Below are 14,414 nucleotides of genomic sequence, written 5' to 3' on the forward strand. Positions count from 1 at the left end.
CCCGCGGGCCGATGAACCCGCCGGCAAAGCCCCAGCAGCGGCGGACCGTCGGGGCCCTCAGCCCCGATCGTTCTTCCGCAGTGCCCGTGCCAGCGCCCTCTCTTCCTCTTCCGACAGCCGGGGCTCGGATACGGGCTTCCGCCCGCCGTAGAAACGGAAGACGAGCAGAAGGCCGGCCAGCAGCGCGACGAAAGGCGCTGCCCACAGGAGAAGGTTGGAGGCCGAAAGGCTCGGTTTCAGCAGCACGAACTCGCCGTAGCGGTCGACCAGATACTGCTTCACGCCGGCGTCGCTGTCGCCCGCCTCGAGCCGTTCGCGCACGAGGACCCGGAGGTCCCGGGCGAGCGGTGCATCGGAATCGTCGATCGACTGGTTCTGGCAGACGAGGCAGCGCAGCTCCCCCGAGATCGCCCGCGCCCGCGCCTCGAGCGCCGGATCGGCGAGACGCTCGTCAGGCTGGACGGCGAGCGCGGTCCCGCCGAAGAGGACGATGGCGAGCGCGAGGACGGCCCTCCTCACGCCGGCACCGCCTCCCCGGTCCGCTTCTGCGCCCGTTTCGGCGCGCCGATCCTCAACCGGCGGTCGGTCAGCGAGACGATGCCGCCGATCGACATGAGCACGGCGCCGAGCCAGATCAGCGTGACGAACGGCTTGTGATAGGCCCGTAGAACCAGGCCGCGTTCCGAGCGGTCGCCGAGCGACACGTAAAGCTGCGAGAAGCCGCTCGTCCGGATCGCCGCCTCCGTGGTCGGCATCTGGCGCGCGGTGTACATCCGCTTGGAGGGCGCGACCGTGTAGAGCGCTTCCCCGCCCTTGTCGACACGGAAGCGCGACACTTCCTCGCGATAGTTCGGCCCGGTGACGGGCGCCGTCCCCTCGTAGGTCAGCCCGTAGCCGGCGAGTTCCACCCGGTCGCCCGGCCTCACCTCGGTGATGAGCTCGGTCTGGAACGCCGTCACGGCAACGATGCCGATGACCGTTGCGCCCATCCCGGCATGCGCGAAGGCGGTCCCGAAGGCGGAGCGCGGCAGCCCTGCGAGCCGTGACAGGCTCACCGAAAGCGCGGTGCGGCCGAGCTTCGCGCGCTCGGCCAGATCGACGAGGCTGCCGACGATCAGCCAGATGCCGAGCCCGATGCCGAGCGCCGCCAGCACCGAGTCGGCGCCGGACAGGATCAGGATCGCGACGACCGCCACGACGGACGACGCCATCGCCACCCCGAGCCGCTGCGCAGCGCCGGCGAGGTCGCCGCGCTTCCATGCGAGCAGCGGACCGAACGGCATCGCGATGAGGAGCGGGACCATCAGCGGCCCGAAGGTGAGGTCGAAGAACGGCGCACCGACCGAGATCTTCTTGCCGGTCAGGCCCTCCAGCGCGAGCGGATAGAGCGTGCCGATGAACACCGCCGCCGTCGCCGCCACCAGGAACAGGTTGTTGAAGACGAGCGCGCCCTCGCGGCTGATCGGCGCGAACAGCCCGCCCTGCTTGAGGCCGGGTGCCCGCCACGCGAAGAGCGCCAGCGCGCCGCCTATGAACACGATCAGGATGGCGAGGATGAAGACGCCGCGGCTCGGATCGGTGGCGAAGGCGTGCACCGAGGTGAGCACACCGGAGCGCACCAGGAAGGTCCCGATCAGCGACAGCGAGAAGGTGAGGATCGCAAGCAGGATGGTCCAGATCTTGAGCGCCCCCCGCTTCTCCATCACCAGCGCGGAATGGAGGAGCGCGGTGCCGGAGAGCCAGGGCATGAAGGAGGCGTTCTCGACCGGGTCCCAGAACCAGTAGCCGCCCCAGCCGAGCTCGTAATAGGCCCAGTAGGAGCCCATCGCGATGCCGAGCGTGAGGAACATCCAGGCCGCGAGCGTCCAAGGCCGCACCCAGCGCGCCCACGCGGCGTCGACCCTCCCGTCTATCAGCGCGGCGAGCGCGAAGGAGAAGGCGATCGAGAAGCCGACATAGCCGAGATAGAGCAGTGGCGGATGCACAGCGAGCCCGATGTCCTGCAGGAGCGGGTTGAGGTCGCGCCCCTCCAGCGGCGCGGGGTCGATCCGCGCGAACGGGTTCGAGGTGAAGAGGATGAAGAGCAGGAAGGCGGTCGCGATCCAGCCCTGCACGGCGAGCACCGTCGCACGCAGGGTGTCCGGCAGGTTCCGCCCGAACCAGGCGACCATCCCGCCGAACAGCGTGAGGATCAGGATCCACAGGAGCATCGAGCCCTCGTGGTTGCCCCAGACGCCGCTCACCTTGTAGACGAGCGGCTTCGCCGAGTGGGAGTTCTCCCAGACGTTCTGGACGGAGAAGTCGGAGCGCAGATAGGCGATCGTCAGCGCCGAGAAGGCGAGCAGCACGTAGAGAAAGGCCGCGGTCGTGGTCGCCGGAGCGACCGCCATGAGCCGGCTGTCGCCCGCGCGCGCGCCCCACAGCGGCACCGTCGACTGCACGATCGACAGCACGAGCGCGAGCAGCAGGGCATAGTGCCCGATCTCGGCGATGGAGAATGGACCGCTCATTGCGCCGCTTCCACCTCCATCCAGTGACCCTGCGCCTTCAGCGCGTCGGCGACCTCGCGCGGCATGTAGGCCTCGTCGTGCTTGGCGAGCACGCTGTCGGCCGCGAAGCCGCCATCCGCCCCGACCTGCCCCTCCGCGACCACGCCCTGCCCCTCGCGGAAGAGATCGGGCAGGATCCCGGTATAGGTCACCTTGATGGCGTTCGCCGTATCGGTCACGTCGAAGCTGACATTGCCGTTCTCGCCACGCGCGACGGAGCCTTCGGCGACGAGCCCGCCGAGCCGGATGCGGGTGCCGGCCTCGATGCCCTTCTGCGAGATGTCGGTCGGCGTATAGAAGAAGACGATCTGGTCGCTCATCGCGAAAAGGACGAGCCCGACCGCGAAGGCGAGCACGCCGCCTGCCCCGCCGATGACGACCAGCCGCCTCTGCTTCCGTGTCATGGGTTCGCCGTCTCCTCGATCGCCAGCCCGAGCTGCCGCGCCGCGGACACGATGCGCTGACGCGCCTCGCCGTCGGGCGCCGATGCGAGCGCGTCTTGCGCCGCGCCCGACGCCTCCTCCTGCCTGCCGAGCACGGCATACGCCTTGATCAATCGCAACCAGCCTTCCGTATCGGATGGATCGGCGGCGAGCCGCTCGGCGAGCCGCGCGACCATGCCCTCGATCATGGCGTCGCGCTCCTCGCCGCTCATGTCGGCCGCCGCCGCCACCTGCTCGCGGGACGGGCCCGCTTCGGCGGTCGGTGCCCGCTGGTCTGGAGCGGGCTGTCCGGAGACGCGCGCGATCGCCTGCTCGATCGCCGGCCGCCACGGTGCGTCGGGCGGCGAGTCCGCGAGCAGCGCCTTCAGCTCCGCCGCCGCCTTCTCGCCCTCCCCGGCCTGCTCGTAGGCGAGCGCCAGGAAGAAGCGGGGCTTCGGCGCCCTCGCGTCCGCCGCCTTTGCCGCTTCGAAGGCCTGCCGCGCCTCGGCTGTCACGATGCCACCCTCGGCGAGATAGATCGCCTCGCCGAGCCCGGCCTGCCGGTCCGCCGAGGAGCCCAGGAGCCGGATGACGTTCCGGTAGGCCTGCGCGGCATCCTCCGGCCGCCCGAGCCGGACATAGATGGGTGCCAGGACCTGCCAGCCCTGCCCGTCCTCGGGGTTGCGGCCGAGATGGTCCTCGACCCGCGCCACCAGGGTTTCGATTTCGCCGCCCTGCGGCGCCTGCATCCGGGCCGCGAGCGGCTGGCCGGGAAGATCGGGCGCCCCGTTCGAGAGATAAAGGCCGCCGGCGAGCAGGGGAACGCCGATCAGCCCGATCAGGGCGACCGCGCGTCTTCGCCAGGCCGGGTCGGCGGTCTTCGCGGCCTTCGACGGCGCGCTCTCCGCCTCGATCAGCCGCCGCGCGATTTCGGTGCGCGCCGCCGCCGCCTCTTCGGCGCCGATCAGCCCGGCATCGCGTTCGCGCTCGAGTTCCTCCAGCTGGTCGCGGTAGACCAGGCTGTCATGGCCGTGGTCCGCGGCGGGCTCGCGCGGCGTACGCCCGAGCGGAAGGAGCACCGCCAGGACGGCGGCGCCGGTCAGAACGGCTAATAGGACCCACAACAACACGGCGGCACGCCATCCTCTGGTTGCCGCCGCATGTAATCGGTCGTGAAGCGGGCCACAATGCGACCGAGCGCCCGCCGCCGCGCCCGCTTCGCTCCGCCTGACGAGCGAAGCCTAGCTGACGATGCGCCAGGTGCCGTCCGGCTGGCGGCAGGCGGTTCCGCGGGCGACCCTCGGCTGGCCGTCGATATAGACGCTGTGCGTGTAGTCGCGGCAGTCGAGGGCGTTCACGGTGTAGCCCGGCCCGACCACGACTTCGCCGTAGGTGCCGGTCTGCTCGTTCCGCCAGTTCTCCGGCCGCCCGGCCCGACCGTATTCCAGTGCCCGGTACTCGGCATCCATCGCATATTGATGGTCGCGCTCGTCGAGCGACCTGCCGATGGAGGCGCCGATCAGGCCGCCGGCCGCCGCGCCCACCGTCGTCGCGACGACACGCCCTGCACCCGAACCGAACCGGCTTCCGATGACGCCGCCCGCCAGCGCTCCGGCGACGGCGCCGACGCCTTCGCTCGGCGGACCGCCGCCCGGCCCGGTGCTGCAACCGGCGACGAGCATGGAGGCCGTTGCCGCCGCAATCACAGTCTTCCGCATCTCAGTTCCCCTTCCGTCCCGCCTGCGGCAGAATTCCTCATCCTCGGACAATCGTCGCCGCCGGTGCGTGGTTCCAGCACAGGATGGCGAAATTGGGTCACAGATCCTCGTCCACCGCGCTCGGCAGCACGAGTTCCGCGGACAACCCGCCGAGCGGGCTCTTCCGGAGGGACAGCACGCCGCCATAGACGCTCGCGAGCTCCATGACGATGGACAGCCCGAGCCCGGAGCCGGGCTTCGATTCGTCGAGGCGGCCGCCGCGGGCAAGCGCCGCCTCGATGCCGAGATCGTCGAGCCCGGCGCCGTCGTCGTCGACCTTCGCCACGAGCATCGGCCGGCGCCTGTCCGGCTTGGCCGCCACCGTCACCCGCACGCTTCCCTCGCCCCATTTGTAGGCATTGTCGAGAAGGTTCCCGAGCATCTCCTCGAGGTCGTGGCGCTCGCCCCGAAAGCGCAGGCCCGGCTGCAGGTCGACCGCGATATCGATCGCCCGGTCCTGGTGGATCTTGCGCATGACACGGACGAGGCTCTCGACCACCGGCGCAACCGGCGTCACCGCACCGATCACGTTGGCTTGAGCCGCCATGCGGGCGCGGTCGAGATGATGGCCGACCTGGTCCCGCATCAGCGCGACCTGCTCGGCGACCTTGGCGGAGAGCGGGTGCGTCACGTCGCGCGCCTCGTTCTGCAGGACCGCGAGCGGCGTCTTCAGCGCGTGCGCCAGGTTGCCGACATGCGTGCGCGCTCGCTCCACGATTTCCCGGTTGGACGTGAGAAGCGCGTTGAGGTCCGCCACCAGCGGGGCGATCTCGGCAGGAAAGGTGCCTTGAAGTTGCGCGGCCTCGCCCTGGCGGACCCGCCGCAGCGCGCGCCGCACGTCGCGGAGCGGACTGAGGCCGAAGCGGATCAGGAGCGCCATGCCGAGCGCCAGCAGGATGGCGAGCGCGCCGAGCGTCAGGCCGACGATCGTGCCGAAGCGCGCGACGTCCTGGGCGAGGTCGTCCGCGTTGCCCGCCACGAGCACCGCATAGCTGCGGCCGTCGGCGAGGCTGATCCGGCGCTCCAGCGCGCGCAGCCGCGTGTCGTTCGGCCCCCTCAGCTCCAGCACCCGCGGCTCGTCCGCTTCCTCCGGCGGCACGTCGAGCTCGGGAAGGCGGTCGCCGAAGAGGGAGAAGGACGCCGCGAGCACGTCGCCGGAGCCGCCGTCCCGGATCTGCCAGTACCAGCCCGACTGGGGAAGCGAGAAGCGGGGTTCGCCGATCAGCTCCGCCGTGCTCGTGTCGAGCCCATCCTCGGAAACGGTCGCGCCGACCAACGCGCTGAGGAGCGAGTGGAGCCGGTCGTCGAAGGTGCGCTCCACCGACTGGCGGAACAGCGAGACGAAGACGACTGCGGCGATCAGGAGGGCAAGGGCGCATCCGGCCGCGCCGACGAGCGCCAGCCGTACCGAGAGGGATTTAGCGATCATCCGTCGCGATGCGATATCCGAGCCCGCGCACCGTCTCGATCACCTCGATGCCGAGCTTCTTGCGAAGGCGGCCGACGAACACCTCGATCGTGTTGGAATCGCGGTCGAAATCCTGGTCGTAGAGATGCTCGGTGAGCTCGGTCCGCGAGATCACCTTGGCGGAATGATGCATCAGGTACTCGAGCACCTTGTATTCGTGCGCCGTGAGCTTGACCGGGCAGCCGTCGACCGTCACCCGGCCGGTCTTCAGGTCGAGCCGGAGCGGCCCGGCGACGAGTTCGTTCGACGCGTGTCCCGCGGCGCGGCGGACGAGCGCGCGGACCCGAGCCAGCACCTCCTCGATGTGGAACGGCTTCGCAACGTAATCGTCCGCGCCCGCGTCGATCCCCTGGACCTTGTCGGACCAGCGGTCGCGCGCGGTGAGCAGCAGCACGGGCATGGAGCGCCCGCCCCGCCGCCATTGCTCGAGCACCGAGAGCCCGTCCATCTGCGGCAGGCCGATGTCGAGGATCGCGAGGTCGTAGGGCTCGGTGTCGCCGAGGAAGTGCCCTTCCTGGCCGTCGAACGCCACGTCCACGACGTAGCCGGCCTCGCGCAGCGCGCCGGCCACCTGGTCGTTCAGACTCCTGTCGTCCTCGATCACGAGCACCCGCATCCGCCCCTCCGCGCGCCCGAATCAGTTGGCCGGGATCGTCAGCGTGCGCAGCTGCCCGCCCGGTCCCAGAACCCCGACTTCGTAGACGAAACCGCCCCCGCGTGAACAGAGGGCGGCGCGTACCGGCTGCCCGTTCACGCCCGCCCGCTGCAACGCCGTCGAGAGCGACATCACCTGTTGCGAGCGGACGTACCCGCTCGTCTGTTGCTGCGAAAGGCAGCCGGACGGCAGCTGCCGCGCGGCCGGCGCGCTCTGCCTGGCCGGAGGTCCTTGCGGCGCGATCGAAGGTGCAATCTGGCCAAGCGGAATGGCCGGCCCGCGGTCGGGGGCCCGCCGCTTCAGCTGGCCCGGCGGGCCGCCGCCGCCTAGGCCCGGCGGGCCTTGGATGATTGGCGGGCCGCCGCCGCGCCCCTTGCCCGGATTGCCCTGCGCAAGGGCAGGCGCCGCCGCAAGCGCGGCGACGAGCAGGGCCATCAGGGCAGTGCGGACAATCCTCATCGACCCCCAGTCTAGTGCGAACGCCTGAACCCGCGCTGAATGAGCGCTCCCGCCGCCCGGCCTGCGTGCGGCATGTTGGCAGCGGACCGGACGCACGCCTCAGAGATCCACCCGCTTGCGGGTGAAGAAGGTGCGGAACACGACCGTCGCCGCACCCTGCAGCGCGACGATCGCCGCCGCAATCTCCGCCTGCTCTTCGGCCGAAAGGTCGAAACCCCACAGCGACAGCGCCATTGCGGCCACTGCGACGATCTGGGTCCAGTTGATCTTGGAGGCAAGCGCCGATTTCGTCTCGTTCATCTCAGAGTTCCTGTACCGAGAGTGGGATTGCGCGGTCGCCGGCCGGCGTTCCGGTGGCGGCGAAGGCGACGGTGCTCGGCCAGCGCGCGCCGAGCAGGCGCGCGCGGGCGATGCGGCTCACGTTGACCGCATTCGACTGGTTGCCCCCGAGCACGTGGAAGGCGCCGGCATCCTCGGCGGCATGAAAGCCGACATGGCCGGACCAGGATGCGCCCGGCCGCGAGAACACGAGCAGCGCGCCGCGCTGCGGCGGGCAGGCGATGCCGAACTTGAGCCAGTTTCGCGCGCCGAGCGGGTTGCCGGGCAGCGGCTCGTCGGGCAGCGTCGCGGCAACGCAGTGCGCCACGAAGAGGCCGCACCAGGGCGTCTCGTCGTCCGGGTACCAGAGCCCGAGCCGCTTCGCCCAACCCATGATGGCGGGCTCATGGCGGCTGCCGGAAATCTCGCGGACGCCTTTGAGTCGCTCCGCCTCTGCGAACCAGGGCATGAGCTGCGCCGGCGACGAGGCGTCCTGCACAGCCGGGAAGAGCCTGGCCGTTGTTCTCGGCCCGACGATGCCGTCCGCCGTGAGGCCGTTCTCGGTCTGGAAGCGCTTGATCGCCGCGATCGTCAGCGCGCCGCGGATGCCGTCGAGCGGCCCCGGCCCGTAGCCGAGCGCGGCGAGCCGCCGCTGGATCTCCAACGTCCTCATGGTGTTTCTCCAAGGCATGAAAAAACCCGCCGGAAGGGCGGGCTGGATCGACGTCGATGGAAAACGTCGGCTCACGGCACCGCAGCCGGCCGATCCGGCGGAGGTCGGAAGCCCTCCCCGTCGCACGCCCAGCCGATGCCGACGTCGATCGGGCAGGCGATCGCCTCGCCTGCCTCTGGCGCCCACGGCGTCTCGCTATCCCAGAGCACGACGTTCGTCACCACGCCGTCCTCCACGACGGCATATCTGCTTGCCTCGCCCATCGCCCTCACCCTGTCGAAACCACCCAGCACTCGCCGCGCGCGCCGTCGCCGCCCTTGCCCGACGTGAAGCCGTTCCTGGCAGCGCCGCCGCCCCCGCCGCCTCCGCCGGGCGCACCCCCGTTCCCACCCGCGCCGCCCGATGCCGCCACTCCGCCTGCACCGCCGCCGCCGCCACCGCCGCCGATCAGGACGGCTCCGGCGGGGCTGACCCCGGTGGAGCCGGCCTGGCCCTCGCTGCTTCCGCCGGATGCCGCCAGTCCGGTCCCGCTGTTGAGAACCGCAAGGCCGGTGCGCGCCCCCGATCCGCCGGCGCCAAACGCCTCCGCGGCCGATACGCCGCCGCCGCCGCCGCCGCATCCGGGCAGGAGATTGGAGGCAAAGGTCGGGCTCGTGTTCGATCCCGCTCCCGCCGATCCGGCACCCCCCACCTGGTTGGCGCCCGTCGTGGGCGTGAACCGGTACCAGGGCAGCACGCCGCCTGCGGGCGAGGCCGCCGTCGAGCCGCCGGTCGCGGCCGTGTTGTTGTTGCCGGTCGCCTGCAGATGGCTGCCGAAGCTGGTGGAGCCGCCGGTCGACCCGGCATTGCCGTTCGTGCTGCTGGCGGAGACCGCCGCGCCACCCGCGCCGCCCGCCCCGATCGTCACCGCGACCGTCGCCGCGAGGTCCGACGCCGCGAAATTGGCCTCCGTCATCGCGCCGCACCCGCCGCCGCCGCCGCCGGAGACTGCGACGCCGGCGCCGCGCGTTGCGCCCGAAGCCCCGCCGTCGCCGCCGGCAATGCAGATCACGCGGACGAGCTTCGCCCAGGCCGGCCTAGTCCATGTGCCCGAGGCGGTGAACTTGTCCACCTGGACCTGGGCGGCGCCGAGCGGGAAGTCCGCGGCGCCCGTCGAGCGGTCGATCCGCAGCGCCTCGGTCCAGCTCGTGCCGTCGGCCGAGACCTTCAGCGAGAAATCGTCGTCGCCGATCAGCCCGAGCTCCGCCCGCCCCGACCAGTTCGATTGCAGGAGCAGCGAGAGGACGTCCGCCGCGCCCTCCTTGTTCATCGTGTAGCGGAGATCGCCGTTGCCGCCCTCGGCCGCCGTCTTCGCCGTCCACAGCGCCTTGTTGAGCTTGGCCGAGAACGGGTTCGTGGCGTCCGCCGCCGTGCCGATGCCGAGGAGCGCGAGGTTCTGCAACGCGGCGATCGCTCCGGTGACGCTCTGCCAGGCCGCCCCGTCCCAGAAGAGCAGCGCCGCCTCGTCGATCGCCCACGCGAGCCAGCCCGGCCCCGGCGGGTGGAAGGCCCAGGCCCCGTCCTGCCATGCGGCGACCTGCAAGTCCTTGCCGGCCCAGGCGTCGCTCGCGCCCGAGGCGACGATGTAGCGCGCGCCGTCCGCCGGGGCGCCGGGCGGCACGTCCAGCGCGCGCGTCACGACGGCGAGCTGCACGATTGCGTCGAGCGCGCCGAGCGCCTCGTTGTGGGTGACGTGCTTCTGCGCCTGTTCGGCGAGGATGAGGGGCAGCTTCAGCCGCATCGTCTCAGACATGGATCGTCTCCTCCGTCGCGAGTCCCGGGCCGCAAACGTCGCTCAGCTGCGCCACCCGGATGGCCAGCGTCGCCGGCAGCGCGCCCCAGTCGGCGATCTGGTCGGCCGCCGCGTAGAGCCAGGCCGGCGAAGTAGTCTCGACCGTTCGCACCACGTCGGTGCCGTCGAGGATCTCGATCCGATACGCCTCGACCGCCTCGTTGAGCGGCACGTCCGCCGGCTCCCAAGCGTCGCCGCCGAATCGCGTCCGCCGCATCCAGCCGATCGCGACTTCGCCCGTTGCAGGCTCGCGCTGCGCCCGCAGATGCGCCGGGCTGAACGGCCTGAGCCCTCGTCCCTGCGGCGTCAGGTCGGCAGTCGCAAAGCTCGATGCTGCGTGGCTGTCCTGCGCCGGGCCAACACGCAGCCGCAGCGGCCGCCCGATCTGGTCCGGCCGCACCGGCAGCACCGCAATGCCCGCATCGAGAAATACGAAGTGCGACCCCGCCGGCGCGCCGGCGGCCATCGCCGGTCCGCTGTCGCCCTGTGCCCGGATGAGGCGCCGCAGGCGGTAGCGTCGTTCGCCGATGAGCTCGGCCTCGACGAACTGCAGGACCTCCCACTCTCCGTTGGCCGCGCGGATTGCGGCGAGATTCCCGCCGCCGAGCACGTCGATCTCCGGCAGGCTGGCGAGCGTGCCGCCGAAGACCGTCACCTCCGGCCGGCTGGCGCGATCGTACGTTCCGACCGGGCCCGGCCCCAGCGGGGTTTCGAGCCGGCCCATCACGGATGGCCGCGCAAGCGTCTTCAGGAGCCGGAACCCGCCGCCGTCTACGCCGGCATGGATCGCCACCATGCCGGGCCAGGGATCGGCGAACACGGCGATGCGCGGGGCATGGGCGTCGGCGCCGTCCGGCGGCGGCCCGATGTCGAGGAGGCGCACGGCCGGCGGCCCGAAGGCCGTCGCGGGCTCCGCGTCTGTCGGGCGAGGCGCCGACGCGCGTCCGGCCCGCGCGCGATTTTCCACTGCCCGCGCCTCGACCCGCCGGGCGACGCCGTCGCCGATCCGCTCGATGACTTGCGGCACCGTCCCCCGCTCGCCGGGCAGGCCGACGAGATCGCCCGGCTCGAGCGCCATACGGTCAGGCGGGAGCGAGAAGGCGAGACGATCCCGGCCAGCCCAGATGTCGCGGAGCATCGCGTTCGTGAGGGCCTCGGCCTGCGACAGGTGGAGCACGGCGCTGAGATCCAGCGTCAGCGTGCGTCGGCTGCCGCCGGCGAGCCGCCGGGAAGCCGCCGCAGCGACATGGTAGTCGCGGTCCGGGTCGGTCGCCCGCAACACGATCTCGGCCGGCAGTTCCGTCTCCTGGCCGCGGCTCCGCCCGAGCACCGGCTCGTCCGGCCTTTCCACGAAATGCTGCAGGTCGAGCGGCGCATCGGCGGGTCGCTGCCGCCCGCGGAAGAGGATGGCGTCGCCGCAATCCGCCGCGTCGATCCCGAAAACCGAGAGCAGCGGGTCGAGCGCGCCGCGTGCGGAGACGATCTCGTTCACCACCGCTCCCCCGAGAACCCCGTGCAGATCGGCGATGCGGAACGCGGTGAAGCCGTGGTCGTGCAGGATCGCGGCGATCAGCCCGGCGAGCGTCACCGAGCCCAGTCTCCCGTTCAGCCAGTGCCCGACGAGCCAGTTGCCCCCGTCCGACCAGACCTCGGCGAGGCTCGGAAAGGCCGGATAGGGCCTCGCATCCCACGCCCAGAGATGGATGTGCGCCGGATCGACCATGCGCCCGCCATAGACGGACGAGACCGGATTGCCGCCGCGATAGTCCGGGTGCGCCGGATCGAACACGCGCTGGAACGCGTCGAGATAGGCGCGCTGGGCCATGTCGTCGCGCGCGCCCGACGAGAAGTGGGGAAGCGCCGACTGCGCCGATTTCGGATCGTGGAAGACGTTCGGCTGGTTCGCCCCCTTGTCAACCGCCGGGCAGCCGAGCTCGGTCAGCCAGATCGGCTTAGACTGCGGCTGCCAGTCCGTCGGGCTCGCCGCCTCGATTCCGCCCTGCCTGTCGCGGTGCTGGTTAGACCACCAGCCCTCAAGGTCCTTGTAGCGGAAGGTCCAGGGCTTGCCGTACCCGCCGTCGGTGATGAGCGTGCGCAGCTGCGCCCGCCGGTCTGCCGCGCTCGCATAGTGCCAGTCGAAGCCTTCTCCGCCCCGCACGTTGCCGGCGAGATGGTCCGGGTCGTAAGGCGAGCGCCCCGGGATCTCGTCGCGGTGCCCGGCCTCGTCCCGCCAGTCGGTGAGCGGATGGTAGCAGTCGATGCCGACCGCGCCGATCTCCGCATCCGCCCAGAGCGGGTCGAGATGGAAGAAGAAGTCGCCGCTGCCGTCCTCGGGCCTGTGGCCGAAATATTCGCTCCAGTCCGCGCCGTAGGTCAGCACGGGGCCGGCCCCGAGGACGGTGCGGACGTCGCCCGCAAGGAGCCTGAGCCCCTCCACGAAGGGATAGAGCCCCGGCCCCGAGCGCGCCGTCGTCAGCCCGCGCATTTCAGAGCCGATCAGGAACGCCTCGACGCCCCCGGCCGCCTTGGCGACATGCGCGTAGTGCAGGATCATGCGCCGGTAGCGCCAGTCGGCCGCGCCCGAATACGCCACCCCGTCGCCTGCGAGGGAGAAATGCCCCGGCTCGGCCGCGCCGAGGAAGTCGGCCACCTGGTCGGCGGTCCACGGGTTGCCGTCGGCCGTGCCCGGCGCGCCCGGCGCAGGGTCGCACGTGATGAGCCCCCGCCAGGGATGGGCCGGCTGCCCCGCCGCCCCGGTGTAGGGGTCCGGCCGCGTGTTCCCGGCCGGCACGTCCATCAGGATGAACGGGACGAGCGCGACCTTCAGCCCGCGCGCCTTCAGGTCCTGGATGGCGCGGATCACGCTCGCATCGCTCGGCGAGCCCCCATAGGCCGGACGCCCCTCCACGAGGCTGACCCGCTCGGCGCTCGCCCGGCTCAGGCCCGCGACGCTCCAGGTCGCGCCGAGCGTCGCCTTGTCGGGATCGTCCACCTTCGGCTTGATCGTGCAATGCGGCGCGCGCAGATCGTTGCCGAACCAGGCGACGACCAGGCTCACCCATTCGAGGTTCGGACAGAGCGCCTGCAGCTCGTCGAGCGACACCGCCCAGTCGGAGCGGGCGCGCTCGGCGTTCGTGTTCTCCGCCGCGTAGCGTCCTTCCCCGAGCACCCGCGTGACCGGCAGCGGCTCGTACCCGAATTCGGTCGAGCCCGGGATGACGCAGACCGCGCGCACGTGATCCTCGAACCCCGGCAGCCGCCGCTGCACCTCGAAGGAGAGCTGCGGGATGCGGTTGCCGAAGGGGGCGAGCGGCATCCGCTCGAACACGACGTAGGCGGTGCCGCGATAGGCGGGAGCGGATCCCTCGCGCGCGAGTATCAGCGCATCCGCTTCCTGCGCCTCGCTGCCGGGATAGCTGCGCCAGACGAGCCCCGACATGTCGAGCAGCTTGCCGTCGGCCCAGATCCGCCCGATGCGCGTGATCGGCCCTTCGCAGAGCGCGACCGCGAAGCTCGCGAAGTAGCTGTACTCCGTCGTGGTGACGGTGGGCCCGCCGCCCTTGCCGCCCTGCGTCTCGGTCCGGCTCTCCTCCTCGAAGTCCGTTGCCCAGATCACCTGGCCGGCGAGCCGCGCCTTGCCGTAGAGGCGCGGCAGGACGGCGCCCTCCGTCGAGCTCTGCACCTGCAGGTCGGAAAGCCGCGCGCCCTCCACCCGCTTGGATGAGCCGAACAGCGCCTGGTCGAGCGCAAAACCGGCGACAGCACCGGCCGCGCGGCCGAGGATCAGCCCGACGCCGCCGAAGACGGAGCCGAGCGCGGCGCCCGCGGCGCCGAGCACGAGTGTCGCCATCAGTCCTCCAGATCGGGAAAGCGGAACGCATAGGCGATCCGGCGCCGCCACCAGTCCGAGAGCGGCACTTCGGCGACGGCGGCGCCCTCCTGGGCGTGGATCATCCGCGCCGGGCCCGCGAGGATCGCCGCGTGCTTCGCCGGCAGGCCCGCCCGCCAGCGGAAGAGCACGAGGTCGCCCGCCTGTGCCTCTGCCGCTGCGATCTCGCTCATGTGCCGCCTGGCGGCCTCGGCGAGCGTCTCCCGCCCGCGCGCTTCCGCCCAGTCGGGCGTGTAGGGCGGCGGCGTCTCCGCCTCATAGCCCTTCAGCTCGCGCCAGACGCCGCGCACGAGGCCCAGGCAGTCGCAGCCGACGCCCTTGAGCGACGCCTGATGCCGGTAGGGGGTGCCGAGCCAGCCCCGCGCCGCGCTCACGATCTCCGTGCGCCGCATG

General features: G+C 71.6%; 14 protein-coding genes. All 14 read right to left on the minus strand.

The features are described 5' to 3' along the window. Positions 1-57 precede the first annotated feature (57 nt). Positions 58-519, minus strand: a complete 462-nt coding sequence (locus ACUN0C_RS10880) for a cytochrome c-type biogenesis protein (RefSeq protein WP_445466373.1) — start codon at positions 517-519, stop codon at positions 58-60. Next, the gene (locus tag ACUN0C_RS10885; RefSeq protein ID WP_445466374.1) at positions 516-2,510 is read right to left on the minus strand and encodes a heme lyase CcmF/NrfE family subunit; all 1,995 of its coding nucleotides are present in this window, start codon (positions 2,508-2,510) and stop codon (positions 516-518) included. Before ACUN0C_RS10885 ends, ACUN0C_RS10880 begins: the two co-directional genes overlap by 4 nt. After that, entirely contained in the window at positions 2,507-2,953 is a 447-nt protein-coding gene (gene ccmE, locus ACUN0C_RS10890) for a cytochrome c maturation protein CcmE (RefSeq protein ID WP_445466375.1), read from the minus strand. The genes ACUN0C_RS10885 and ccmE overlap by 4 nt, the downstream gene beginning before the upstream one ends. After that, positions 2,950-4,101 carry a c-type cytochrome biogenesis protein CcmI gene (gene ccmI, locus ACUN0C_RS10895; protein ID WP_445466376.1) on the minus strand — a complete coding sequence of 384 codons (1,152 nt, stop codon included), beginning with the start codon at positions 4,099-4,101 and terminating at the stop codon, positions 2,950-2,952. The genes ccmE and ccmI overlap by 4 nt, the downstream gene beginning before the upstream one ends. A gap of 111 nt (positions 4,102-4,212) precedes the next feature. Further along, entirely contained in the window at positions 4,213-4,689 is a 477-nt protein-coding gene (locus ACUN0C_RS10900) for an RT0821/Lpp0805 family surface protein (protein WP_445466377.1), read from the minus strand. Between the two features lie 97 nt (positions 4,690-4,786). Next, positions 4,787-6,157, minus strand: a complete 1,371-nt coding sequence (locus tag ACUN0C_RS10905) for an ATP-binding protein (protein ID WP_445466378.1) — start codon at positions 6,155-6,157, stop codon at positions 4,787-4,789. Continuing rightward, a complete protein-coding gene (locus ACUN0C_RS10910) occupies positions 6,147-6,812 on the minus strand; it encodes a response regulator transcription factor (RefSeq protein ID WP_445466379.1) in 666 nt (221 codons plus the stop codon). Before ACUN0C_RS10910 ends, ACUN0C_RS10905 begins: the two co-directional genes overlap by 11 nt. Positions 6,813-6,833: 21 nt before the next feature. After that, positions 6,834-7,286 carry a PepSY domain-containing protein gene (locus ACUN0C_RS10915; protein WP_445466380.1) on the minus strand — a complete coding sequence of 151 codons (453 nt, stop codon included), beginning with the start codon at positions 7,284-7,286 and terminating at the stop codon, positions 6,834-6,836. A 123-nt stretch (positions 7,287-7,409) separates the two neighbouring features. Further along, positions 7,410-7,610: a hypothetical protein gene (locus ACUN0C_RS10920; RefSeq protein ID WP_445466381.1), complete on the minus strand. Its 201-nt coding sequence runs from the start codon at positions 7,608-7,610 to the stop codon at positions 7,410-7,412. A gap of 1 nt (position 7,611) precedes the next feature. Continuing rightward, positions 7,612-8,301: an NlpC/P60 family protein gene (locus tag ACUN0C_RS10925; RefSeq protein WP_445466382.1), complete on the minus strand. Its 690-nt coding sequence runs from the start codon at positions 8,299-8,301 to the stop codon at positions 7,612-7,614. Positions 8,302-8,372: 71 nt separating this feature from the next. Continuing rightward, a complete protein-coding gene (locus ACUN0C_RS10930; protein ID WP_445466383.1) occupies positions 8,373-8,564 on the minus strand; it encodes a hypothetical protein in 192 nt (63 codons plus the stop codon). A gap of 5 nt (positions 8,565-8,569) precedes the next feature. After that, positions 8,570-10,093 (minus strand): DUF2793 domain-containing protein, encoded by a 1,524-nt coding sequence (locus ACUN0C_RS10935; RefSeq protein ID WP_445466384.1) that lies wholly within the window; start codon positions 10,091-10,093, stop codon positions 8,570-8,572. Further along, complete coding sequence (locus ACUN0C_RS10940) at positions 10,086-13,982, minus strand: baseplate multidomain protein megatron (protein ID WP_445466385.1); 3,897 nt, start codon at positions 13,980-13,982, stop codon at positions 10,086-10,088. Before ACUN0C_RS10940 ends, ACUN0C_RS10935 begins: the two co-directional genes overlap by 8 nt. Next, the gene (locus tag ACUN0C_RS10945) at positions 13,982-14,413 is read right to left on the minus strand and encodes a DUF6950 family protein (RefSeq protein WP_445466386.1); all 432 of its coding nucleotides are present in this window, start codon (positions 14,411-14,413) and stop codon (positions 13,982-13,984) included. The genes ACUN0C_RS10940 and ACUN0C_RS10945 overlap by 1 nt, the downstream gene beginning before the upstream one ends. Position 14,414 lies beyond the last annotated feature (1 nt).

It is taken from the genome of Faunimonas sp. B44, from assembly GCF_052655945.1.

Excerpts from the sequence above, each read along its gene's own strand:
- ACUN0C_RS10920 (WP_445466381.1), bottom strand. The coding sequence starts at position 7,610 with ATGAACGAGACGAAATCGGCGCTTGCCTCCAAGATCAACTGGACCCAG.
- ACUN0C_RS10940 (WP_445466385.1), bottom strand. The coding sequence starts at position 13,982 with ATGGCGACACTCGTGCTCGGCGCCGCGGGCGCCGCGCTCGGCTCCGTC.
- ACUN0C_RS10885 (WP_445466374.1), bottom strand. The coding sequence starts at position 2,510 with ATGAGCGGTCCATTCTCCATCGCCGAGATCGGGCACTATGCCCTGCTG.
- ccmE (WP_445466375.1), bottom strand. The coding sequence starts at position 2,953 with ATGACACGGAAGCAGAGGCGGCTGGTCGTCATCGGCGGGGCAGGCGGC.
- ACUN0C_RS10935 (WP_445466384.1), bottom strand. The coding sequence starts at position 10,093 with ATGTCTGAGACGATGCGGCTGAAGCTGCCCCTCATCCTCGCCGAACAG.
- ACUN0C_RS10945 (WP_445466386.1), bottom strand. The coding sequence starts at position 14,413 with ATGCGGCGCACGGAGATCGTGAGCGCGGCGCGGGGCTGGCTCGGCACC.
- ACUN0C_RS10900 (WP_445466377.1), bottom strand. The coding sequence starts at position 4,689 with ATGCGGAAGACTGTGATTGCGGCGGCAACGGCCTCCATGCTCGTCGCC.
- ACUN0C_RS10915 (WP_445466380.1), bottom strand. The coding sequence starts at position 7,286 with ATGGCCCTGCTCGTCGCCGCGCTTGCGGCGGCGCCTGCCCTTGCGCAG.
- ACUN0C_RS10925 (WP_445466382.1), bottom strand. The coding sequence starts at position 8,301 with ATGAGGACGTTGGAGATCCAGCGGCGGCTCGCCGCGCTCGGCTACGGG.
- ACUN0C_RS10910 (WP_445466379.1), bottom strand. The coding sequence starts at position 6,812 with ATGCGGGTGCTCGTGATCGAGGACGACAGGAGTCTGAACGACCAGGTG.
- ACUN0C_RS10930 (WP_445466383.1), bottom strand. The coding sequence starts at position 8,564 with ATGGGCGAGGCAAGCAGATATGCCGTCGTGGAGGACGGCGTGGTGACG.
- ACUN0C_RS10905 (WP_445466378.1), bottom strand. The coding sequence starts at position 6,157 with ATGATCGCTAAATCCCTCTCGGTACGGCTGGCGCTCGTCGGCGCGGCC.